The following is a 21,870-nucleotide window of genomic DNA, read 5'->3' on the forward strand; positions in this document are numbered from 1 at the left end:
CCGTGACCGGTTGTCGCTTGAAGCCCGCCCGCGAAGACTATCTAAAGGCGGCAGATCGTAGCTTGTACCCAAAGGTTCGCCCATGTTGCTCAGCCCGCTTGCCTTCGACCGTTTTGTCGCCCCCGCCCGCCTGCGCCCGCAGATCTGGCGGTTCCTCGTCGGGCTTGCCGTGGTGATGGTGGTCTATGTCGCATGGATGGGGGTGATGGTCGGGATCGTCTGGGCCGCAAAGGGCGGCACCGGGGTGGACCGCGCACTGGGCAGCATCGGCACCGGCAGCACACCGGGGTCGCTGATCCTGCTCTTGCTGACCTTTGTCGGCATGGCGCTCGGCGTCTTCGCCGCAACCCGCTGGCTGCACAAACGCCCCATTGCCACGCTCTTCGGCCCCCGACAGCTGGTGCTGCGCGATTTCGCGACAGGCTTTGGCATCTTCGTGGCCTTTGCGATGCCGGGAATTATCTGGTTCTTCTTCACGCTGGATCTGACACCCAATGTCTCGATGCAGATCTGGCTGCTGTTCCTGCCCCTCGCGCTGATCGGCCTGCTGATCCAGACCGGCGCCGAAGAACTGATCTTCCGCGGCTATATGCAACAGCAGCTTGCCGCGCGCTTTGCCTCGCGCTGGGTCTGGATGGTGCTGCCTTCGGTGATTTTCGGACTGGTGCATTACGCGCCCGAGGAAATGGGCGATTCTGTCTGGCTCATGGTCTTTGTCACCGGGTTTTTCGGCCTCGTCATGGCCGATCTGACCGCGCGGTCGGGCTCACTTGGCATGGCCTGGGGGCTGCATTTCGCCAATAACCTTTTCGCGGTCCTGGTCTTCACCACCGGCGAGGCGCTGGACGGGCTCGCGCTCTACCGCCTGCCCTTCTCGGCGCGTGATACCGAAGCGATCCTGCCCTTGCTGGCGATCGATCTTCTCGGCATGATCCTCGTCTGGGCCGCCTGCCGCTATGCGCTGCGCCGGCGCTGATTGCATTTTGCCCCGCTTCGCCTTATCTGGCCCCTAATCTTGCAGGGATGTGCCGATGAACTGGATCACCAATTACGTCCGCCCGACAATCAACTCGCTGTTCTCGCGCCGCGAAATGCCCGAGAATCTGTGGGAGAAATGCCCCGAATGCGGCACGATGCTGTTCCATCGGGAACTCGCGGACAATCAGCGCGTCTGCACCTCCTGCGGGCATCACATGGGGATCACCCCGCGCGAGCGCTTCCAGAGCTTCTTCGATGGCGGCATGTACAAGGAAATCGCGGTGCCGCAGCCCCTGGCCGACCCGCTGCATTTTCGCGATCAGAAGAAATACCCCGACCGGATGAAAGCGGCGCAGAAACAGACCGGCGAGAAAGACGCCATGCTGATCGGCGAGGGCGAGGTCCTGCGCACCAGGCTTGTGGCCATCGCGCAGGATTTCAGCTTCATGGGCGGGTCGATGGGCATGTATGTCGGCAATGCCATCATCGCCGCCTGCGAACATGCCGTGGCGCGCAAATTGCCGTTGGTGCTGTTTTCCGCCGCCGGTGGCGCGCGGATGCAGGAGGGGATCCTCTCGCTGATGCAGATGCCGCGCACCACGGTCGCCGTGGACATGCTGCGCGAAGCGGGGCTGCCCTATATCGTGGTGCTGACCCATCCGACCACGGGCGGCGTGACCGCAAGCTATGCCATGCTGGGCGATGTGCAGATTGCCGAGCCGAATGCGCTGATCTGTTTTGCCGGCCCGCGTGTGATCGAACAGACCATCCGCGAAAAACTGCCCGAGGGGTTCCAGCGCGCCGAATATCTGCTGGAGCATGGCATGCTTGACCGTGTGACCCCGCGCAAGGATCTGCGCGTGGAAATTGCCACGATCCTGCGCATGCTGACCGGTCAGGGGGCCGTGGTGCATGGCGAACTGCCAGCCCCGCCCCCCGCAGAACCTGCCCCATGAGCACGCCCCAGTCCGACGCGCTCCAGTCCGACGCGCTTCTGGCGCGGATGATGGAATTTCACCCCAAGATCATCGACCTGACGCTGGATCGTGTCTGGCGGCTGCTGGAGGCACTTGACCACCCCGAGCGCAAATTGCCGCCGGTGATCCATCTCGCGGGCACCAATGGCAAAGGCTCGACCCAAGCCATGATCCGCGCGGGGCTGGAGGCCACGGGCGCGCGCGTGCATGCCTATACCTCGCCGCATCTGGCGCGCTTTCATGAACGCATCCGGCTGGCGGGCGATCTGATTTCGGAACCCGCGCTGAGCGCGCTTCTGGACGAAGCGCTGGCCGCCAATGGCACCGATGCGATCACCTATTTCGAGATCACCACCTGCGCCGCGCTTCTGGCCTTTGCCCGCACACCCGCCGATTACACGCTGCTGGAAGTCGGGCTTGGCGGACGGCTCGACGCCACCAATGTCGTGGATAACCCGGCGCTGACGGTGATCACACCGATCAGTCTCGATCATCAGCAATATCTGGGCGAGACCCTGCCCGAGATTGCGGGAGAGAAGGCCGGGATCATCAAACGCGGCGTGCCTTGCGTGGTCGGCCCGCAGGAAGATGCCGCGCTGGAGGTGATCGAGGCCCGCGCCGCACGTCTGGGGGCGCCGCTGCTGGCTTTCGGTCAGCACTGGCATGTCGGGATTGAGGGGGGGCGGCTGGTCTATCAGGACGAGAGCGGCCTTCTGGACCTGCCGCTGCCGAACCTTGCCGGACCGCATCAGATTCAGAATGCGGGCATGGCGCTGGCCGCCTTGCGCGCGCTGGGGCGTGGCGAGGGGGCCGAAGCGGCTGTCACCCGCGCCGAATGGCCCGCCCGGATGCAGCGTCTGCGCCATGGCCCGCTGGCTGAGGCATTGCCCAGGGGCACGCTCTGGCTCGATGGTGGCCATAATCCGGCGGCGGGCGAGGCGATTTCCGCCACGCTCGCGCAGATGGGGGTGGGGCGCATCTGGTTGATCTGCGGGATGCTGAACACCAAGGATGTGGCAGGTTTCATGCGCCCGCTGCGCGATGTGGCGCAGCATCTTTATGCGGTGTCGATCCCCGGCGAGGCCGCGACCCTTGCTGCATCCGCTACAGCGCAGGCGGCACTGGATGCAGGCATCAGCGCCAGCACAGCAGCGAACGTGCAGGCCGCCTTGGCCAGCATCGCGGCGCAAGACCCGCAGGCGCATGTCCTGATCTGCGGCTCGCTCTATCTGGCCGGGGGCATCCTGCGCGAGAACGGGTAGTGGCCGCCCGCCAGGACTGAAACAAGGGTCGTGACGTCGCAAAAGTTAACGATAGACCTGATCCGCGCCGGGAAAGGCGCGGGTCTTGACCTCGGCGGCATAGTCCGCCACCGCGCGTTCAATCGCGGGGCCAAGATCCCCGTAAACCTTGACGAATTTCGGCACGTGCGGGTTCAGGCCCAGCATATCCTCCAGCACCAGAATTTGCCCGTCGCAGTGTTTCGACGCGCCGATGCCGATGGTCGGGATATCCACGGCCGCGGTGATGCGGTCGGCAAGCTCCTCGACCACGCCCTCGACCACCAGCGCGAAGGCCCCGGCCTGCGCGACGGCAAGCGCATCGTCGATATGGGTGGCCCAGGCGGCCTCGTCGCGGCCCTGCACCTTGAACCCGCCCATCGTGTTCACCGATTGCGGCGTCAGGCCGATATGGGCCATGACCGGAATGCCACGTTCCGACAGGAAGCGGATCGTCTCGGCCATGCGCGCGCCGCCTTCCAGCTTCACCGCCCCGCAGGCGGTTTCCTTCATGATCCTTGCGGCATTGCGAAAGGCCATCTGCGGGCTTTCCTCATAGGTGCCGAAGGGCATATCGACCACCACCAGCGCGCGTTCGGTGCCGCGCACGACGGCCTTGCCATGCATGATCATCAGATCGAGCGGCACGCCGATGGTGCTGTCCATCCCATGCATGACCATGCCGAGACTGTCGCCCACGAGGATGAAATCGGCGTATCTGTCCACGATCTTGGCCGTATGGGCGTGGTAGCTGGTCAGCGAGACGATGGGTTCTCCGCCTTTGCGGGCGCGGATCTGGGGGGCGGTGATGCGGCGAATGGGGGTCTGGGCGCTCATGTTTCCTCCGGGCTTGGGTGGACCACACGGTTGTCGATAAGAAAAACCTTGCCGAAAGAGGCGGCAAGCAGGATGACGGCCGGGCGTGTCAGCGGGCCGGAAATGGTGTCGAGCGTGCCCGCGTCGCGGATATCGACGGATTGCACGCGGGCGCGCGGCTCGGCTTCGAGCGTGGCGCGGACATGGGAGCGCAGGCGCGAGGCGGTGATGCCGCTGGGGGCCATGGCTTCGGCCTGATCGAGCGCGCGGGCGAGCACTGGGGCTGCGGCCCGGTCGGCGGGGGCAAGCCGCACATTGCGCGAGGACATGGCCAGCCCGTCGGCCTCGCGCTGGATGGGGGCGCCGATGATTTCCACGCCCATATCCAGATCGCGGGTCATGGTGCGGATCACGGCAAGCTGCTGATAATCCTTCTCGCCGAATATTGCGGCATCGGGGCGGATGATGTTGAACAGTTTGGTCACGATGGTCGCGACGCCGCGGAAATGACCGGGGCGCAGCTTGCCGATCAGGGTTTTCGCCAGTTCCGTGGTCTCGACAATGGTCTGGGCCTGCGGGTCATAGATGGCGGCGGCATCCGGGGCAAAGACCGCATCGACGCCCTCGGCACGTAACAGGTCGAAATCGCGGGCCTCATCGCGGGGATAGCTGTCGAAATCCTCGCCGGGGCCGAATTGGGTCGGGTTGACGAAGATCGAGGCGATCACCCGGCCCTGCACTCCGGCGCGCTGGCGGGCAAGGCGCATGAGCGAGAGATGGCCTTCGTGCAGAAAGCCCATGGTGGGCACGAGGACGAGGGGCGTGCCGGGCTGGCGCCATTCGGCGCAAAGCTCGCGGATATCGGTTTTGGTGCGGGTGATATGCATGGGGATCGTTCCGGTGACTCGTAGGGTGCGTACTGAGTACGCACCCTACACCCATCGCGCGAAAGGGGGCAGGGACATCAGCACCGCATCCGGGTCATGCCCGGTCTGCAATCCGAATTTCGTGCCACGGTCATAAACGAGATTGTATTCAGCATAGAGGCCGCGATGGATGAGCTGGGTTTCCTTCTCGGCCTCGCCCCACGCGAGCTTCCGCCGCCGTTCGACCTGCGCCAGAAAGGCGGGCAGGAAGGCGCGGCCCACATCCTGCGTGAAGGCGAAATCGGCCTCCCAGTCGCTGGTGCAGTAATCATCATAGAAGATACCGCCCACGCCCCGCGCGCGCTTTCGATGGGGAATGAAGAAATACTCATCCGCCCAATTCTTGAAACGCGGGTAGAGATCGGCGCCATGCGGGTCGCAATAGCGCTTCAATGTCGCGTGGAAATCGGCGGTATCTTCGGCATATTCGATGCAGGGATTCAGGTCAGACCCGCCGCCGAACCACCAGCCGCCCGGTGTCCAGAACATGCGGGTGTTCATATGTACGGCAGGCACATGCGGGTTCTGCATATGGGCGACCAGCGAAATGCCCGAGGCCCAGAAGCGCGGATCCTGCTCCAGCCCCGGTATTTCCTTGCGCGCGGTCAGCGAGCGCTGCGCCTGTTCGCCCAGCGCGCCATAGACTTCCGAGACATTCACGCCGACTTTCTCGAACACCCGCCCGCCGCGCATCACGCTCATCAGCCCGCCGCCCGCATCCTCGCCCTCGGGGCCGTGGCGCTGGGTGTCGCGGATCTCGAACCGCCCGGGCGCGCGATCCGACAGGGGGCCGTCCGTCTGACTGTCCTCGACCGCCTCGAATGCGGCCACGATCTGATCGCGCAGCGCGCGAAACCAGTCTGCCGCGCGGCGTTTGCGGTCGGTGAACGCGTCGCTCATGGTCTGATCCCCTCCGGTCCTTGCCCAGATGTGGCATGCGCTGTCGCGGGTGACAAGCCGCGTTTAGATCTGCGCCAGAAGTGTCGCATGGCGGGCGAGATAGGCCGCGCGGGTCTCGGCGGGGGGGCGCAGATGCAGCGACAGCCCCGTCAGCAGGGCCGGATCGGGCTTGCCGAAGAAGCGGTCTGACTCTGCGGCGGTAAACCCGGCGATCCGGGTGGCTTCCAGCCAGGCCGAGAGGCGGTCAGCGGCCTTGATCTTCTTCTTGACCGGGGCAGGCAGCCGCGCGGGCAGGCCGAAGCGGATATGAATGGCCGTGCTGAGGCGGTCATCGAGCGCGCCATAGCCGGGGCCGACTGCGGCTTTCACCGGTGAAATCATGTCGCCGATCACATATTCGGGCGCATCATGCAAAAGTGCGGCCAGTTGCCAGCGCGGATCGGGGCGCGGGGTCATGCGGGTATAGATTTCCTCGACCAGCAGCGAATGTTCGGCCACGGAATAGGGCCAGTCGCCCATGGTCTGCCCGTTCCAGCGGGCGACAAAGGCCAGTCCATGCGCGATATCCTCGATCTCGATATCGACCGGGGTCGGGTCCAGCAGGTCGAGCCTGCGGCCCGAAAGCATCCGTTGCCAGGCGCGGGGCGGTGGGGGCATGGGGGTCTCGCTATGTCTGTTCTCCTGCTTGGTAGCGGCTGGCGGCGGGCAGGTCCAGCAGGTGACGTAACGTCGCCTTTGCTGTGGGTGCAGGGCGCGGGATAAATCGCCGGGCAAGTCAGGGCGAGGAGGGGGCAATGCAGATTGAGGGCCAGATGGCGGTTGTGACCGGGGGTGGCAGCGGGCTGGGGGCGGCGAGCGCGCGGCATCTGGCGGCGCGGGGCGCGCAGGTGGCGATTTTCGATTTCGACATGGCGCGGGCCGAGGCCGTGGCGGCAGAGATCGGCGGGTGTGCCTTCCGGGTGGATGTGGGCGATGCGGGGGCCGTGGGCGCGGCCATGGCCGAGGCCGCGCAGATGGGCGCGCTGCGCGTCGTGGTGAACTGTGCGGGGATCGCGACAGCGGCGCGGGTGGTCGGGCGTGACGGGCTGCCCTCGACCGAGGTGTTCGAGCGGGTGGTGCGCGTCAATCTGATCGGGTCTTTCAATGTCATGGCCCATGCCGCCGCCGTCATGAAAGGGCTGGACCCGCTGGACGGGGGCGAGCGCGGGGTGATCGTGAACACCTCTTCCGCCGCCTGGCAGGACGGGCAGGTGGGTCAGGCGGCCTATGCGGCGTCCAAGGGTGGCATTGCCGCGATGTGCCTGCCTGTGGCGCGGGATCTGGCGCGCGACGGTATCCGCTGCATCGCCATCGCGCCGGGGCTGTTCCGCACCCCGATGATGGAGGCGCTGCCGGAAGAGACGACCCGCGCCATCACGGCGAATATTCCTTTTCCGGCGCGGCTGGGCGATCCGGCGGAGTTCGCGCTGATGGTGGGGCAGATCATCGAGAACCCCTATCTGAACGGCACCACGATCCGGCTGGACGGGGCGACGCGCCTGCCCGCGCGGTAAGGCAAAACCCCCGGCACCGGGCCGGGGGTCGTGTCGGAGATTTCCGAAAGGCGATCAGTTCGGGATATCTGCCGTGATCCCTTCGACATAGAAATCCATCGTCAGCAGATCGCCATCGGGCGCGGTCTCGCCCTCAGCCAGCCAGGGCGTGCCATCCTGCTTGTTGATCGGGCCGGTGAAGGGGTGATATTCACCCGCCGCGATGGCGGCGATCATCTCTTCCGCCTCGGCGCGGACATCCTCGGGGATCAGATCGCTCAGGGGCGCGAAGCCCACCATGCCATCGACGATCCCGTGCCAGACATCACCGGCTTCCCATGTGCCGTCCTGCACCGCGCGCACGCGTTCGATGTAATAGGGCGCCCAGACATCAAGGATGCCGGTCAGATGCGACTGCGGGGCGAAGGCCGACATGTCGGATGCCTGACCAAAGGCGTAGATGCCCGCATCCTGCGCAACTGTCAGCGGCGCGGTCGAATCGGTGTGCTGCATGATGATATCGGCGCCCTGTTCGATCAGCGCTTCGGCAGCGGCGGCTTCCTGCGCCGGGTCATACCAGCTATAGACCCAGACCACGTTGAATTCGACATCCGGGTTCACGGCCTTGGCATGCAGATAGGCCGAATTGATGCCCATGATCACTTCGGGGATCGGGAAAGAGGCGATATAGCCCACGCGGTTGGTTTCGGTCATCTTGCCTGCAATATGGCCGATGACCGCGCGCCCCTCATAGAACCGCGCGTTATACAGGCTCACATTGTCGGTTTCCTGAATGTAGCCGGTGGCGTGCTCGAATTTCACATTCGGAAAGCGTGCGGCGACCGTGTTCATGTCGGGGCCATAGCCGAAAGAGGTGGCGAAGATCAGATCCGTGCCCGACAGCGCCATCTGGGTCATGACCCGCTCTGCATCGGCGCCATATGCCACGTTTTCGACATAGGTGGTTTCGACGGCATCGCCGAATTCGGCCTCGACCGCCAGACGGGCCTGATCATGGGTATAGGTCCAGCCATGATCGCCCACCGGGCCGATATAGATGAAGCCCACCTTGGTCGTATCCGCAAGGGCGGGCGCGGCAAGTGCCATGCCCAGTGCGGCAGTCATCAGCAGTCTTTTCATTGGGGTTTCTCCCTGTTGGCAGCAAAAGCCTCAGCTAGAGGCATGGAAAGGACGGTTCAGCGAGCCGGGCGCATTCGAGCTTGCGCGCGCCCTGCCCGATGAGATGAACACAAGCACGGCAATCGTTATCAGGTAAGGCGACATAGACAAGTATTCGACGGGGATCTTGACGCCCGCGGCCTGCAGATTCAACTGCAGCACGACGATGCCGCCGAAAAGGTAAGCGCCCGCCATCGCCCGCCATGGACGCCAGCTTGCGAACACCACCAGCGCCAGCGCAATCCAGCCTGCGCCAACGGTCATGCCCTCGGTCCATTGCGGCACGCGGATGAGCGACAGATAGGCCCCGCCCAGACCCGCGCAGGCGCCGCCGAACATGATCGCGAGCACGCGCACGCGCTTGACATGGTAGCCCAGCGCATGGGCGGCATCGTGGTTCTCGCCCACCGCGCGCAGGATCATGCCTGCGCGGCTGTATTTCAGGAACCACCAGACCGCCGCGACCAGCGCGATGGTCAGATAGACCACGATGTCATGCGAGAAGACCGCGCGGCCCAGAAAGGGGATGTCCGAGAGGAACCCCAGATCCAGTTTTGGCGTGCGCGGCGGGGTAATCCCGACGTAACGCTGCCCGAGCAGCGCCGAGAGCCCGAGACCGAAGAGTGTCAGCGCAAGGCCGGAGGCCACCTGATTGGTCATCAGCGCCTGTGTCAGAAGCGCAAAGAGCAGCGACAGGGCCATGCCCGCAAAGGCCGCGCCGATGAAGCCCAGAAAGGGGCTGCCGGTATTCACCGCGACAATGAAGCCAAGGCAGGCACCCATGATCATCATGCCCTCGACACCCAGATTCAGGACGCCGGATTTCTCGACGACCAACTCGCCTATGGCCGCCAGCAGGATCGGGGTTGCCGCGACCATGAGCGCGGCCATCAGCACAGCGGGGTTGATGGAACCAAGGATCATGCGCGCGCCCCTTGTGTCAGCCGGATGCGGTAATTGGTCTGGAAATCCAGCGCCAGGAGGAAGAAGAGAAGCATCCCCTGAAACACCTGAATCGCGGCGCCGGGCAGTTGCAGCATCATCTGCCCCAGCTCGCCGCCGATATAGGTGAGGCCCAGCAGCAGCCCGGCCAGCACGATGCCGACAGGGTTCAAGCGGCCCAGAAAGGCCACGATGATCGCGGTGAAGCCGTAACCGCTGGCAAATTCGATGCGCACCTGCCCGCCGGGGCCTGAAACCTCGAACATGCCCGCAAGCCCTGCCAGCGCGCCCGAGATGCCAAGGCAGATCACCACCAGCCGCGCGGGCGAGACGCCGCCGAACCGGGCGGCGCGCGGGGCTTGTCCGGCAAGCTGGACATGATAGCCCAGCATGTGCCGGGTCATCATCGCATAGGCGAAGATCACCGCGATCAATGCGGCCACGACGCCCCAGTGAATGCCGGTGCCGGAGATCAGTTCGGCATTATAGGCGGCCTCATAGCGGCGCAGGTCGCGCGAACCGGGAAAGCCCGCGATATCGGGGTTGCGCATCACGCCCAGCGCCATGGCAGCAAGGATTTTCTCGGCCACATAGACCAAGAGCAGCGAGACAAGGATTTCATTGGTGTTGAAGCGGGTTTTCAGGATGGCGGGAATCATCGCCCAGAGAAAGCCACCGAAGGCACCTGCGATCACCATCAGCGGGAAAATATACCACCCCGGCGCTGGGAAGAAGGCAAGCGCCACGCCCGCGCCGAAGAGGGCACCGATGATATACTGCCCCTCGGCGCCGATATTCCAGATATTGGCCTTGAAACCGATGGCGAGGCCCACGGCGATCAGGATCAGCGGCGCGGATTTGATCAGCAGCTGCGGGCGCGAATAACTGCCGAAGGTTTCGGAGAAGATCGGATCGAAAAAGATCAGCCGGATCGCGGTGATCGGGTCTTTGCCCAGCATCGCGAACATGATCCCGCCTGCGACCATGGTCAGCGCCACGGCCAGAAACGGGTTGGCGATGCGCCAGAATTTCGAGGGTTCCTTGCGCTTCTCAAGCCGGATCATTCTGCGTCCTCATGTGCCGGGTGCATGTCATGGGCGCCGCCCATCATCAGACCGATTTCTTCCACTGTCAGCCCTTTCGCCGGACGCACACGGGTCAGGCGGCCCTCGTTCAGCGCGGCGAAACTGTCGGCCACTTCCAAGAGCTCGTCGAGATCCTGACTGATGACCAGCACGCCCGCGCCCGCGCTGGCAAGGTCAAGAAGTGCCTGCCGGATGAAGGAAGCGGCGGATGCATCCACGCCCCAGGTCGGCTGGTTCACCACGATCACATCGGGCTTGAGTTCGATCTCGCGGCCGATGACGAATTTCTGCAGGTTGCCGCCCGACAGCGCGCGGGCGAGCACATGCGACCCCGGCGTGCGCACGTCGAATCTGGCGATGATCTCGCGCGCGAAGCTGTCGGTCTTTTTCCAGTCTATGAAACCCTTTTTCACCAGCCCCTTGCGCGCGGCCCCTGACAGAAGTGCATTCGCGGTCAGGCTCATATCGGGGGCGGCGGCATGGCCAAGGCGCTCTTCGGGTGCTGTGACCAGCCCGCGCAGGCGGCGCGCATTGGGGCCAAACTGGCCTATGGGCTGGCCCTTGAGCCTGACCTGACCGGCAGGAGAGGGGATTTCGCCCGAGAGCATCAGCAGTAATTCGTCCTGCCCATTGCCCGCAACACCAGCGATTCCAAGGACTTCGCCGCCGTGAAGCTGAAATGTGATATCCTTGAGCGAGGTGCCGAACGGATTGTTCGATTTCAGCGACAGGTTCTCGACCGAGAGCAGCACATCGCCCCTTGGCTTGGCGGCGCGTTCGGGCGGGGTCAGGATTTGCCCTACCATCAGTTCGGCCAGTTCGCGGGCCGATTTCTCGCGCGGATCGCAGGTCGCCACCTTGCGCCCGCCGCGCAGGATTGTGGCTTCGTCACAAAGCGCGCGGATTTCTTCCAGCTTATGCGAGATATAGAGGATCGCGGTGCCCTCGGCGGAGAGTTGGCGCAGCGTGCGGAACAGGATTTCGACCTCTTGCGGGGTCAGCACGCTGGTCGGTTCATCCATGATCAGCAGTTTCGGATCCTGCAGCAGGCAGCGGACGATTTCCACGCGCTGGCGTTCTCCCGCCGACAGATCGCCCACCAGCCGGTTGGGGTCGAGCGGCAGGCCATAGTCTGCGGAGACATCGCGGATCCGCTTGGCAAGGTCGCGCAGGGGGGGCGGGTTTTCCATGCCAAGGGCTACATTCTCGGCCACGTCCAGCGCGTCGAACAGGCTGAAATGCTGGAACACCATCGCGACGCCGTTCTGGCGCGCTTCCGAGGGCTGCGCGGGCGCATAGGGCCGGTCGCGCAGGGTCATCCGGCCCTTGTCAGGTTTGACCAAGCCGTAGATCATCTTGACCAGGGTGGATTTGCCTGCGCCATTCTCGCCAAGCAGCGCGTGTATCTGGCCTTCGCCGATCTGGAAGGATACGTCGTCATTCGCCAGAACGCCCGGATAGGCCTTGGTCAGCCCTTCAAGGCGCAGCAATGGCTTGCGCATAAGACCATATCCCCCTGTCATGCATTTCTGCGTTTATTCTGATACCAGCAAAGCGGCGCATCAGTTTTTTCTCAAGGAAAAACTATGCCCGGAGTGGCGAGACTGATTCAATGCCTCATTGATAATCATTGTTGGTCTTTCGCGCGGGCCCGGCCCGCTCTATGCTGCGCCCATGACCCGGACCCCTCGTTTCATCCATCTGCGCACCCATACGGAATATTCCCTGCTTGAAGGGGCTATTCCACTGAAAAAACTGGTGAAAACCTGTGCCGCCAAGGGCTGGCCCGCGATTGCTGTCACTGATACCGACAATATGTTCGCGGCGCTGGAATTTTCGGTGCTGGCCTCTGGCGCGGGGGTACAGCCGATCCTTGGCTGTCAGATTTCGGTCGCCTATGATCCGCCTGCGCCGGGCGAGAAGCTGCGGATGCCTGCGCCGGTTGTGCTGCTCGCACAATCCGAGCAGGGCTATATGAACCTGATGAAGCTCAATTCCTGTCTGTATCTGCCAAAGGACCGCCCGGTCCCGCAGGTGACGGTCGGGGAACTGGCCGCGTATTCCGAAGGGCTGATCTGTCTGACAGGCGGGGCGGAAGGGGCCATCGGCAAGCTGATCCAAACCAATCAGATGCCCAAAGCCCGTGCGCTGATGGAACGGCTGGTGGCGATCTATCCGGGGCGGCTGTATGTCGAGTTGCAGCGCCATGCCGATGAGGGCGGGCAGATGATGGAGGCCGAGCGCGCCACCGAGCGCGCCTTTGTCGAGATGGCCTATGATCTGGACCTGCCGCTGGTCGCGACCAATGATGCCTATTTCCCGAATGCCGAGATGTATGAGGCGCATGATGCGCTTTTATGCATCAAGGAAGGGGCCTATGTGGACCAGTCCGCGCCGCGTCGGCGACTGACACCGCAGCATTATCTGAAATCCTCAGAGGAAATGGCCGCGCTCTTTGCCGATCTGCCGGAGGCGCTGGAAAACACCGTCGAGATTGCCCGGCGCTGCGCCTACAAGGCTGAAAAGCGCGCCCCCATCCTGCCGCGCTTTGCCGAGGATGAGGTGGAGGAGTTGCGCCGTCAGGCGAGAGAAGGGCTGGCTGCGCGGCTGGCGGTGATTCCGCATGCCGCATCGGTCGAGGAGTATGAGAAGCGGCTGGAATTTGAACTCGGTATCATCGAGGGGATGGGATTTCCCGGTTACTTCCTGATCGTTGCCGATTTCATCAAATGGGCCAAGGAGAATGACATTCCTGTCGGGCCGGGGCGTGGCTCTGGTGCCGGGTCGCTTGTGGCCTATGCGCTGACCATCACCGATCTGGACCCGCTGCGCTATGCGTTGCTGTTCGAGCGGTTCCTGAACCCCGAGCGGGTGTCGATGCCGGATTTCGACATCGATTTCTGTATGGACCGGCGCGAAGAGGTGATCCGCTACACCCAAGGTAAATACGGTCATGACAAGGTGGGGCAGATCATCACCTTCGGCGCGCTGCTGTCCAAGGCGGCGGTGCGCGATGTCGGGCGCGTGCTGCAGCTGCCCTTCGGGCAGGTCGACAAGCTGTCGAAAATGATCCCGGTCGAGGGGGTGAAGCCGGTCAGTATCGAGAAGGCGCTCGCGGATGAGCCGCGCCTGCGCGAGGCGGCGAAATCCGAAGAGGTGGTGGAACGTCTGCTGACCCATGCGCAGAAGGTTGAGGGGCTGCTCAGGAATGCCTCGACCCATGCGGCGGGGGTGGTGATCGGGGACCGGCCACTGGATCAGCTGGTGCCGCTTTACCGCGATCCGCGCTCGGACATGCCTGCGACGCAGTTCAACATGAAATGGGTCGAAGCCGCGGGACTGGTGAAATTCGACTTTCTGGGACTGAAAACCCTGACGGTCATCCAGAACGCGGTCGATCTGCTGAAGCGGCGCGGGGTGGATCTGGATATTTCCATGATCCCGCTGGATGATGAGGCGACCTATAAGCTTTATGCCAGCGCGCGCACGGTGGCGGTGTTTCAGGTGGAAAGCTCGGGCATGATGGATGCGCTGCGGCGCATGAAGCCTACCTGTATCGAGGATGTCGTGGCGCTGGTGGCGCTGTATCGTCCCGGCCCGATGGAGAATATTCCCACCTATTGCGAGGTGAAGAACGGGCTGAGGCCGCTGGAATCCATCCATCCGTCGATTGACCATATCCTTGAGGAAACCCAGGGCATCATCGTCTATCAGGAACAGGTGATGCAGATCGCGCAGGTCATGGCGGGCTATTCGCTTGGCGGCGCCGATCTGCTGCGCCGGGCGATGGGCAAGAAGATCGCCGAAGAGATGGCCAAGGAGCGGCCCAAATTCGTTGACGGCGCTGTCGCCAATGGGGTGGAGAAGAAGAAAGCGGGCGAAGTCTTTGACCTGCTAGAGAAATTCGCCAATTACGGCTTCAACAAATCGCATGCGGCGGCCTATGCCGTGGTCAGCTATCAGACCGCCTATCTGAAGGCGAATTATCCGGTCGAATTCATGGCGGGCGTCATGAATTGCGATCTGCACCTGACCGAGAAACTGGCGGTCTATAAACGCGAAGTGGACCGGATGGAGATTTCGGTCATTCCGCCTTGTGTGAACCGTTCGCGGGCGCGGTTTGACGTGAAGGACGGGGCGCTGGTCTATGGGCTGGGCGCGCTCAAGAATGTGGGTGTCGATGCGATGCGGCTGATCGTGGAGGGGCGCGATGAGGCCGCTTTCGCGACGCTCTTCGATCTGGCGCGACGGGTGGATCTGAAGCGCGTGGGCAAGCGCCCGCTGGAAATGCTGGCGCGGGCGGGCGCGTTTGACGAGCTGGACCGCAATCGCAAGCGGGTGTTCGAGAGTCTGGATGCGCTGGTCAGCTATTCGGCGGCGATCCATGAGGCGCGCGCCTCCGATCAGGTCTCGCTTTTCGGCGAGGCGGGGGCGGATATCCCCGAGCCGCGTCTGAGCCAATGCGATGACTGGCTGCCCACCGAGCGGCTGACGCAGGAGCATCAGGCCATCGGTTTCTATCTGTCGGGCCATCCGCTGGATGATTATGCCGGGCCGCTGAAGCGCAAGCAGGTCATGACCCTGGCCGAGATCGAGAGAAAGGCCGAGGGCGGCGCGCTGGTGGCCAAGATCGCCGGGGCGGTGTCAGCGCGGCAGGAACGCAAATCCGCGCGCGGAAATCGCTTTGCCTTCGTGCAATTGTCGGATCCGACCGGGCTCTATGAAGTGACCGTGTTTTCCGAGACGCTGGAGGCCGGGCGGCAATATCTGGAACCGGGGCAGAATGTCGTGCTGACAGTTGAGGCGACGATGGAGGCCGAGACGCTGAAACTGCTGGCGCGCGGGGTGCAGCCGATTGACTCGGTCGTGGCCGATGCGGGCGCGGCCGGGATGCGGGTGCATGTCGAGACCGCCGAAGCGATCGGATCTGTTGCAGGCTTGCTGGAGCGGTTCAGGGAAGGGCCGCAGCGGGCCAAGGGTCCGCTCTGGTTCTGCGTGACCGATCCTGCACTGGGTCAGGCTTATGAGATTGATACGGGCAGGCAGGTCGCAGTGACGCCGCAGATCCGGGGCGCGGTGAAATCGCTTGGCGGGGTGGTGATGGTCGAGGAGTTGTGAGGGCGCTGACGTAAGGTGCGTGGTGACCACGCACCTTACCAGAGGTCGCGCCGGGCGCGCTGGCGCTCAGCCCGCGATCATCTCGGCCTGACGCACGATCACTTCGGCCTGTTTGATCGAGGCGATATCGACCAGACGGCCCTTATAGACCGTCGCGCCCTCGCCGCGGGCTTTCGCGGCTTCCATTGCCGCAAGGATTTCGCGGGCCTCGGTTACGGCGGCGTCGGAGGGGGTAAAGACCTCATTGGCCAGCGCCACCTGCTTGGGGTGGATCGCCCATTTCCCGACCATGCCCAGCGTGGCTGAACGGCGGGCCTGCGCGCGGAAGCCCTCGTCATCCGAGAAATCACCGAAAGGACCGTCCACCGGCAGAATGCCATGGGTGCGGCAGGCCGCGACAATCGCCGATTGCGCCCAGTGCCAGGGGTCTGACCAGTGTTTCGCGCCCTCATGCAGCATGTAATAGTTTTCCTGCGTGCCGCCGATCCCCGTCGTGGCCATGCCCATCGAGGCCGCGAAATCGGCCGCGCCGAGGCTCATCGCCTGCAGGCGCGGCGAGGACGCGGCGATTTCCTCGACATGCGCGATTCCGGCGGCGGATTCGATGATCACCTCGAAACTGATGCGCTTTGAGCGCCCCTTGGCGGCCTCGATGGCCGAGACAAGCGCATCGACGGCATAGACATCCGCCGCGCAGCCGACTTTGGGGATCATGATCTGGTCCAGCCGGTCGCCTGCCTGTTCCAGGAGATCGACGACATCGCGATACCAGAAGGGCGTATCCAGCCCGTTGATCCGCACCGACAAATATTTGTTGCCCCAATCTACCTCATGCGTGGCCGCAATGATATTGGCGCGGGCCGCGTCCTTGTCGGAGGGGGCGACCGAATCTTCCAGATCCAGATTGATCACATCCGCGCCCGAGGCCGCCATTTTCTCGAAAAGTGCGGCGCGCGAGCCGGGGCCGAACAGCTGGCAACGATTGGGGCGCGCGGCCGGGGCAGGCTGAAGGCGGAAGCTCATGAGGCACCTCTTGCGTCAGGAAGTTTCAAAAATTTTCACCACATGGTTATTATGTTGCGCAAGGTGGTGCAAGGGCCATTCCGCACCTGCATTGCCGCAGTGCGGCGTCTGCGATTTTCCGGGTGCATCCGACCTTCGCCGCGCGAACCCTCTTGGCAAAGTCACGATGCTGAGTGCAGTGTCTTCGGACCTCTGGCGAGGTTTGCCCGGTTTCTCGGGCGCGTATGGTAAACTGGAGTACCCTCATGTTGCAGAAAATGAGCGCTGAAGCGCTCGGAACCTTCATTCTTGTTTTCTTTGGTTGTGGCTCAGCCGTCCTCATGGGGGCGCAGATCGGCATGCACGGGATCGCCATGGCTTTTGGTCTGGCGATTGTTGCGGCGGCCTATGGTTTCGGGGCGATATCGGGCGCGCATCTGAATCCGGCGGTGACGCTTGGCGCCGTGCTTGCGGGCCGTCTGCCGGCCTCGGACGCAGCGCCCTATATCGGCGCCCAGCTTCTGGGCGCGATCCTGGCTGCGCTGGTCATTCTGCTGATCGCCTCCGGTCAGGCGGATTATTCGCTGGCGGTGAATGGTCTGGGCCAGAACGGCTATGGCGCGGGCTATCTCGGGGAATATTCCCTGAGTGCCGCACTGATCTTCGAGTTCGTGGCAACATTCGTGTTCGTCATGGTCATTCTTGGTGCGACCTCTGCCGCCGCACCCGCTGCCATGGCCGGGCTTGCGATTGGTCTGACTCTCGCCGCGATCCATCTGGTCGGGATCAATGTTACCGGTGTTTCGGTCAATCCGGCGCGATCAGTTGGCCCCGCGATCTTTGTCGGCGGCAAGGCGCTGGCGGATCTGTGGGTCTTTTTCGCCGCGCCACTGGCCGGGGCAGCGGTCGCGGGCTTTGCCTATAAGAGCCTGTTCGGGAAGGCGTGAGTCAGCATTGCTGCGCGCTCTGGAAAGGGGGCGCAGCATCTTCTGCGCCACAGGTGCAGATTATTTCGGCATTTCCCAAGGTGACGCAAGAATCTTCGCAACTTCCCGATATTGTGTTCGATTTTCGCAAGACGTTCCGCGCGAATCCGGCGAGACTGTCCCGGTTGTTCCACCCTTGTCTTCGGAGCCTGCCATGATCGAGACGCCATATCTTCTGTTTCTGGGCGACGCGCCCGACGCTCTGGCCGCCAAGGTCGCGCAAGGGATCAAGGACTGGCGCCCGGAATTTGCGCTTGGGCAGTTCCGGATGGAGGGCTGCCGCGCCGATATGAAGCTGCCGGACATGACGCTGGCAGAGGCGAAAGCGGCAGGCGCGAAAACGCTGGTCATCGGGGTGGCCAATCGGGGCGGGGTGATCTCTGCCGCCTGGAAGAAGGTTCTGATCGCGGCGCTGGAGGAGGGATTTGACCTGGCCTCCGGCCTGCATAACCTGCTGCGCGATGAGCCGGATCTGAAAGCCGTGGCCGAGGCTTGCGGGCGCAAGCTGCATGATGTGCGCGTGCCATCCGTCGCCTATCCGATTGCCAATGGCATCAAGCGCAGCGGCAAGCGCTGTCTGGCGGTGGGCACGGATTGCTCGGTCGGCAAGATGTATACGTCGCTCTGCATGGAGCGCGAGATGGTCGCGCGGGGCATGAAGGCCACATTCCGCGCGACCGGGCAGACGGGTATTCTGATCACCGGGGGCGGGGTGCCGCTGGATGCGGTGATTGCCGATTTCATGGCCGGTTCGGTGGAATGGCTGACGCCGGATAATGACGCCGACCACTGGGATCTGATCGAAGGGCAGGGATCGCTGTTCCATGTCTCGTATTCCGGGGTGACGATGGCGTTGATCCATGGCGGCCAGCCTGATGCGCTGATCCTGAGCCATGAGCCCACACGCGACCATATGCGCGGATTGCCGGGCTATGCGCTGCCTTCGCTGGAGGCGCTGCGCGACATGGCGCTGACGCTGGCGCGGGTGGCCAATCCGGCCTGTCAGGTGGTGGGGATCTCGATCAACACCGCCGGGCTGGGCGAGCAGGAGGCGCTGGAGTATTGCGCCGGGGTCGAGGCCCGGATGGGGCTGCCGACGGTGGATCCGTTCCGCCATGGCGCGGGGCGGCTCGTGGATGCGCTGGCGGGGATCTGAGGGGCGTTGCCCCGGAGTCATGATTTGAGGGGCGTTGCCCCGGGCTCATGACTTGAGGGGCGTTGCCCCTCTGGGGCCTGCGGCCCCATTCACCCCAGAGTATTTCGGGCAAGATGAAGGAACAGCCGAATGAAGGTCTTTGACGAGCGGTTTGCGCTGGCCGAGGTGTTCACCATCGCGCGGGGCTCGCGGACCCATGCGGATGTATTGCGGGTCGAGCTGGTGCGGGACGGGATCACTGGTCAGGGCGAATGCGTGCCCTATGCGCGCTATGGCGAGACCATGGGGTCTGTGAGGGCGCAGGTCGAAGGGCTGGCAGAGGGGGTAAGCCGGGCCGCGCTGCAGGAGGCATTGCCCGCCGGAGCAGCGCGCAATGCGGTCGATTCTACGCTCTGGGACTGGGAAGCAAAGCGCGCGGGGTGCCGGGTCTGGGATCTGCTGGGCCTGCCTGCGCCTGCGCCGGTGGTCACGGCCTTCACCCTGTCGCTGGAGAGCCCCGAGAAGATGGAGGCGGCGGCACGGCGGCATGCGCATCGTCCGCTTCTGAAGATCAAGCTCGGGACGCCGGACGATATGCCACGGCTGGAAGCGGTGCGGCGTGGCGCACCGGAGACGCGGATCATCATTGATGCGAATGAAGGCTGGAGCGCCGAGGTCTATGCCGATCTGGCCCCGCATCTGCTGCGGCTGGGGGTGGCGATGGTGGAGCAGCCCCTGCCCGCAGGCGCCGATGACATGCTGGCCGAGATTGCGCGGCCCCTGCCGGTCTGCGCCGATGAGAGCTGCCATGACCGGGCCAGCCTGCCGGGGCTGCGCGGCAAATATGACATGGTGAATATCAAGCTCGACAAGACCGGCGGGCTGACCGAAGCACTGGCCTTGCGCGATGCCGCGCGGGGGGAAGGGTACGCGGTCATGGTGGGCTGCATGGTGGGGACATCGCTTGCGATGGCGCCTGCAGTGCTGGTCGCCCAAGGGGCGCAGATCGTCGATCTGGACGGGCCGCTTCTGCTGGCCGAGGACCGTGATCCGCCGCTTCACTATGATGCCAGCGGCGTGCATCCCCCCTTGCCCGCGCTCTGGGGCTGACTACTCTTCCCCATGCCCGGCGTATGCGCTATGCATAGCGCGATTTCGGAGGATAGCCAGATGCCAAGATACCGCTCGCGTACAACCACGCATGGACGCAACATGGCCGGGGCCCGTGGGCTCTGGCGGGCCACAGGCATGAAGGAAGGCGATTTCGGCAAGCCGATCATCGCGATTGTCAATTCCTTCACGCAATTTGTGCCGGGCCATGTGCATCTGAAGGATCTGGGCCAGATGGTCGCGCGCGAGGTCGAGAAGGCGGGCGGCGTCGCCAAGGAGTTCAACACGATTGCTGTCGATGACGGCATTGCGATGGGCCATGACGGGATGCTCTATTCGCTGCCCTCGCGCGAAGTGATCGCGGATTCGGTGGAGTATATGGTCAATGCCCATTGCGCCGATGCGATGGTCTGCATTTCCAATTGCGACAAGATTACGCCGGGCATGCTGATGGCGGCGATGCGGTTGAATATCCCGACCGTCTTTGTCTCTGGCGGGCCGATGGAAGCGGGCAAGGTCGAGATTGACGGTGTGGTGAAGGCGCTCGATCTGGTCGATGCGATGGTGGTCGCTGCCGATGACAAATACACCGACGCCCAGGTGCAGGCCATCGAGGAAGAAGCCTGCCCGACCTGCGGGTCGTGCTCGGGCATGTTCACCGCCAATTCGATGAACTGCCTGACCGAGGCGCTGGGCCTGTCGCTGCCGGGCAACGGCTCGACACTGGCCACCCATGCCGACCGCAAGAAGCTGTTCCTGCGCGCGGGGCATGTGATCGTCGATCTGGCGAAACGTTATTACGAGCAGGATGACGTCAGCGTGTTGCCGCGTTCGATTGCGTCATTTGAAGCCTTCGAGAACGCGATGTCGCTGGATATTGCCATGGGCGGGTCCACCAATACGGTGCTGCACCTGCTGGCCGCAGCCTATGAGGGCGAAATCGGCTTTACCATGGCGGATATCGACCGGTTGTCGCGCAAGGTGCCTTGTCTGTGCAAAGTCGCGCCCGCGAAATCGGATGTGCATATGGAAGATGTCCATCGCGCGGGCGGGATCATGGCGATTCTGGGCGAGCTCGATCGCGCGGGGCTCTTGCATCGCGATCTGCCCACGGTCCATTCGGAAACCATGGGTCAGGCGCTGGATATGTGGGACGTCAAGCGCACCAATGACCCGGATGTGCATGATTTCTTCCGCGCGGCACCGGGGGGCGTGCGCACCACGCAGGCTTTCGGGCAGGACAAGCGCTATGGCGCCGTCGATCTGGACCGCGAAAAAGGTGTGATCCGCGACAAGGCGCATGCGTTCAGTCAGGATGGCGGCCTTGCGGTGCTGTTCGGTAATCTGGCCGAGCAGGGTTGCATCGTGAAAACCGCAGGGGTGGATGATTCGATTCTGAAATTCTCGGGGCCTGCGCATGTGTTCGAGAGCCAGGATGATGCGGTCAGCGGGATTCTGACCGGCAAGGTCAAGGCCGGTGAAGTCGTCATCATCCGCTATGAAGGGCCGCGCGGCGGGCCGGGGATGCAGGAGATGCTCTATCCCACCAGCTACCTGAAATCCAAAGGGCTGGGCGCGGCCTGCGCGCTGGTCACGGATGGGCGGTTCTCGGGCGGCACTTCGGGCCTGTCCATCGGCCATGTCAGCCCGGAGGCGGAAGAAGGCGGGCTGATCGGGCTGGTGGAGCAGGGCGATCTGGTCGAGATCGACATTCCGAACCGGACGATCCATCTGGCGGTGGATGACGCGACGCTTGCTGCGCGCCGGACCGCGCAGGAGGCGAAGGGCTGGAAGCCTGCCAAGCCGCGCCCGCGCAAGGTGACGACGGCGCTGCGGGCCTATGCCGCGCTGACGACATCCGCGGCCATGGGGGCCGTGCGCAGATTGCCGGAAGGACATTGAGA

General features: G+C 63.8%; 18 protein-coding genes. 9 read left to right on the plus strand and 9 right to left on the minus strand.

Annotated features, from left to right (window positions below):
- Positions 1 to 82: 82 nt before the first annotated feature.
- From BG457_RS00870 to BG457_RS00880, 3 genes are read left to right on the plus strand one after another with little or no spacing between them, the layout of a single operon-like run.
- Positions 83 to 976: a CPBP family intramembrane glutamic endopeptidase gene (locus BG457_RS00870; protein WP_071795042.1), complete on the plus strand. Its 894-nt coding sequence runs from the start codon at positions 83 to 85 to the stop codon at positions 974 to 976.
- A gap of 55 nt (positions 977 to 1,031) precedes the next feature.
- Positions 1,032 to 1,934: an acetyl-CoA carboxylase, carboxyltransferase subunit beta gene (gene accD / locus BG457_RS00875; protein WP_071795043.1), complete on the plus strand. Its 903-nt coding sequence runs from the start codon at positions 1,032 to 1,034 to the stop codon at positions 1,932 to 1,934.
- On the plus strand, positions 1,931 to 3,217 hold the full coding sequence (locus tag BG457_RS00880; RefSeq protein ID WP_071795044.1) for a bifunctional folylpolyglutamate synthase/dihydrofolate synthase: 1,287 nt from the start codon (positions 1,931 to 1,933) through the stop codon (positions 3,215 to 3,217). The genes accD and BG457_RS00880 overlap by 4 nt, the downstream gene beginning before the upstream one ends.
- 45 nt (positions 3,218 to 3,262) lie before the next feature.
- Here the strand turns inward: BG457_RS00880 and panB are convergent, their stop codons facing one another.
- The 4 genes from panB to BG457_RS00900 all read right to left on the minus strand — a co-directional run bounded on the left by panB (position 3,263) and on the right by BG457_RS00900 (position 6,534).
- On the minus strand, positions 3,263 to 4,072 hold the full coding sequence (gene panB / locus BG457_RS00885; protein ID WP_071795045.1) for a 3-methyl-2-oxobutanoate hydroxymethyltransferase: 810 nt from the start codon (positions 4,070 to 4,072) through the stop codon (positions 3,263 to 3,265).
- Positions 4,069 to 4,938, minus strand: a complete 870-nt coding sequence (gene panC, locus BG457_RS00890; RefSeq protein ID WP_071795046.1) for a pantoate--beta-alanine ligase — start codon at positions 4,936 to 4,938, stop codon at positions 4,069 to 4,071. The genes panB and panC overlap by 4 nt, the downstream gene beginning before the upstream one ends.
- Before the next feature lie 45 nt (positions 4,939 to 4,983).
- A complete protein-coding gene (hemF, locus tag BG457_RS00895; protein ID WP_071795047.1) occupies positions 4,984 to 5,877 on the minus strand; it encodes an oxygen-dependent coproporphyrinogen oxidase in 894 nt (297 codons plus the stop codon).
- Positions 5,878 to 5,940: 63 nt separating this feature from the next.
- Positions 5,941 to 6,534 (minus strand): HD domain-containing protein, encoded by a 594-nt coding sequence (locus BG457_RS00900; protein WP_071795048.1) that lies wholly within the window; start codon positions 6,532 to 6,534, stop codon positions 5,941 to 5,943.
- A 137-nt stretch (positions 6,535 to 6,671) separates the two neighbouring features.
- Here BG457_RS00900 and BG457_RS00905 point away from each other — a divergent pair, with 137 nt between their 5' ends.
- Positions 6,672 to 7,430, plus strand: a complete 759-nt coding sequence (locus tag BG457_RS00905) for an SDR family NAD(P)-dependent oxidoreductase (protein ID WP_071795049.1) — start codon at positions 6,672 to 6,674, stop codon at positions 7,428 to 7,430.
- Between the two features lie 54 nt (positions 7,431 to 7,484).
- Here BG457_RS00905 and BG457_RS00910 read toward each other — a convergent pair whose 3' ends face one another.
- Genes BG457_RS00910 through BG457_RS00925 form a run of 4 tightly spaced genes read right to left on the minus strand, consistent with a single transcriptional unit; the run spans position 7,485 to position 12,117 of the window.
- Positions 7,485 to 8,549 carry a BMP family ABC transporter substrate-binding protein gene (locus BG457_RS00910; RefSeq protein ID WP_071795050.1) on the minus strand — a complete coding sequence of 355 codons (1,065 nt, stop codon included), beginning with the start codon at positions 8,547 to 8,549 and terminating at the stop codon, positions 7,485 to 7,487.
- Positions 8,550 to 8,579: 30 nt separating this feature from the next.
- A complete protein-coding gene (locus BG457_RS00915) occupies positions 8,580 to 9,512 on the minus strand; it encodes an ABC transporter permease (RefSeq protein WP_071795051.1) in 933 nt (310 codons plus the stop codon).
- On the minus strand, positions 9,509 to 10,594 hold the full coding sequence (locus BG457_RS00920; protein WP_071795052.1) for an ABC transporter permease: 1,086 nt from the start codon (positions 10,592 to 10,594) through the stop codon (positions 9,509 to 9,511). The genes BG457_RS00915 and BG457_RS00920 overlap by 4 nt, the downstream gene beginning before the upstream one ends.
- Complete coding sequence (locus BG457_RS00925) at positions 10,591 to 12,117, minus strand: ABC transporter ATP-binding protein (RefSeq protein WP_071795053.1); 1,527 nt, start codon at positions 12,115 to 12,117, stop codon at positions 10,591 to 10,593. Before BG457_RS00925 ends, BG457_RS00920 begins: the two co-directional genes overlap by 4 nt.
- Positions 12,118 to 12,289: 172 nt before the next feature.
- Here BG457_RS00925 and dnaE point away from each other — a divergent pair, with 172 nt between their 5' ends.
- On the plus strand, positions 12,290 to 15,733 hold the full coding sequence (gene dnaE, locus BG457_RS00930) for a DNA polymerase III subunit alpha (protein ID WP_071795054.1): 3,444 nt from the start codon (positions 12,290 to 12,292) through the stop codon (positions 15,731 to 15,733).
- Between the two features lie 66 nt (positions 15,734 to 15,799).
- On the opposite strand, the gene BG457_RS00935 is transcribed toward dnaE, so the two are convergent.
- Positions 15,800 to 16,756, minus strand: coding sequence for an L-malyl-CoA/beta-methylmalyl-CoA lyase (locus tag BG457_RS00935; protein ID WP_071795055.1), 957 nt, complete (start codon positions 16,754 to 16,756; stop codon positions 15,800 to 15,802).
- A gap of 245 nt (positions 16,757 to 17,001) precedes the next feature.
- On the opposite strand from BG457_RS00935, the gene BG457_RS00940 reads away from it, so the two are divergent.
- The 4 genes from BG457_RS00940 to ilvD all read left to right on the plus strand — a co-directional run bounded on the left by BG457_RS00940 (position 17,002) and on the right by ilvD (position 21,868).
- Positions 17,002 to 17,682, plus strand: a complete 681-nt coding sequence (locus tag BG457_RS00940; RefSeq protein WP_084657357.1) for an MIP family channel protein — start codon at positions 17,002 to 17,004, stop codon at positions 17,680 to 17,682.
- Positions 17,683 to 17,875: 193 nt separating this feature from the next.
- Complete coding sequence (dgcN, locus tag BG457_RS00945) at positions 17,876 to 18,877, plus strand: N-acetyltransferase DgcN (protein ID WP_071795056.1); 1,002 nt, start codon at positions 17,876 to 17,878, stop codon at positions 18,875 to 18,877.
- A 129-nt stretch (positions 18,878 to 19,006) separates the two neighbouring features.
- A complete protein-coding gene (gene dgcA / locus BG457_RS00950) occupies positions 19,007 to 19,966 on the plus strand; it encodes an N-acetyl-D-Glu racemase DgcA (protein ID WP_071795057.1) in 960 nt (319 codons plus the stop codon).
- A gap of 60 nt (positions 19,967 to 20,026) precedes the next feature.
- A complete protein-coding gene (gene ilvD / locus BG457_RS00955) occupies positions 20,027 to 21,868 on the plus strand; it encodes a dihydroxy-acid dehydratase (protein ID WP_071795125.1) in 1,842 nt (613 codons plus the stop codon).
- Positions 21,869 to 21,870: the final 2 nt, after the last annotated feature.

The sequence above is a fragment of the Natronohydrobacter thiooxidans genome, assembly GCF_001884735.1.
Lineage (GTDB): Bacteria > Pseudomonadota > Alphaproteobacteria > Rhodobacterales > Rhodobacteraceae > Roseinatronobacter > Roseinatronobacter thiooxidans_A.

Bases quoted from the DNA above. Each gene is read 5' to 3' on its own strand.
- hemF (WP_071795047.1), bottom strand. From the start codon at position 5,877: ATGAGCGACGCGTTCACCGACCGCAAACGCCGCGCGGCAGACTGGTTT.
- BG457_RS00880 (WP_071795044.1), top strand. From the start codon at position 1,931: ATGAGCACGCCCCAGTCCGACGCGCTCCAGTCCGACGCGCTTCTGGCG.
- dnaE (WP_071795054.1), top strand. From the start codon at position 12,290: ATGACCCGGACCCCTCGTTTCATCCATCTGCGCACCCATACGGAATAT.
- BG457_RS00900 (WP_071795048.1), bottom strand. From the start codon at position 6,534: ATGCCCCCACCGCCCCGCGCCTGGCAACGGATGCTTTCGGGCCGCAGG.
- ilvD (WP_071795125.1), top strand. From the start codon at position 20,027: ATGCCAAGATACCGCTCGCGTACAACCACGCATGGACGCAACATGGCC.
- BG457_RS00905 (WP_071795049.1), top strand. From the start codon at position 6,672: ATGCAGATTGAGGGCCAGATGGCGGTTGTGACCGGGGGTGGCAGCGGG.
- BG457_RS00920 (WP_071795052.1), bottom strand. From the start codon at position 10,594: ATGATCCGGCTTGAGAAGCGCAAGGAACCCTCGAAATTCTGGCGCATC.
- BG457_RS00940 (WP_084657357.1), top strand. From the start codon at position 17,002: ATGTTGCAGAAAATGAGCGCTGAAGCGCTCGGAACCTTCATTCTTGTT.
- panC (WP_071795046.1), bottom strand. From the start codon at position 4,938: ATGCATATCACCCGCACCAAAACCGATATCCGCGAGCTTTGCGCCGAA.
- BG457_RS00870 (WP_071795042.1), top strand. From the start codon at position 83: ATGTTGCTCAGCCCGCTTGCCTTCGACCGTTTTGTCGCCCCCGCCCGC.
- BG457_RS00935 (WP_071795055.1), bottom strand. From the start codon at position 16,756: ATGAGCTTCCGCCTTCAGCCTGCCCCGGCCGCGCGCCCCAATCGTTGC.
- dgcN (WP_071795056.1), top strand. From the start codon at position 17,876: ATGATCGAGACGCCATATCTTCTGTTTCTGGGCGACGCGCCCGACGCT.
- dgcA (WP_071795057.1), top strand. From the start codon at position 19,007: ATGAAGGTCTTTGACGAGCGGTTTGCGCTGGCCGAGGTGTTCACCATC.
- BG457_RS00910 (WP_071795050.1), bottom strand. From the start codon at position 8,549: ATGAAAAGACTGCTGATGACTGCCGCACTGGGCATGGCACTTGCCGCG.
- accD (WP_071795043.1), top strand. From the start codon at position 1,032: ATGAACTGGATCACCAATTACGTCCGCCCGACAATCAACTCGCTGTTC.
- BG457_RS00925 (WP_071795053.1), bottom strand. From the start codon at position 12,117: ATGCGCAAGCCATTGCTGCGCCTTGAAGGGCTGACCAAGGCCTATCCG.
- BG457_RS00915 (WP_071795051.1), bottom strand. From the start codon at position 9,512: ATGATCCTTGGTTCCATCAACCCCGCTGTGCTGATGGCCGCGCTCATG.
- panB (WP_071795045.1), bottom strand. From the start codon at position 4,072: ATGAGCGCCCAGACCCCCATTCGCCGCATCACCGCCCCCCAGATCCGC.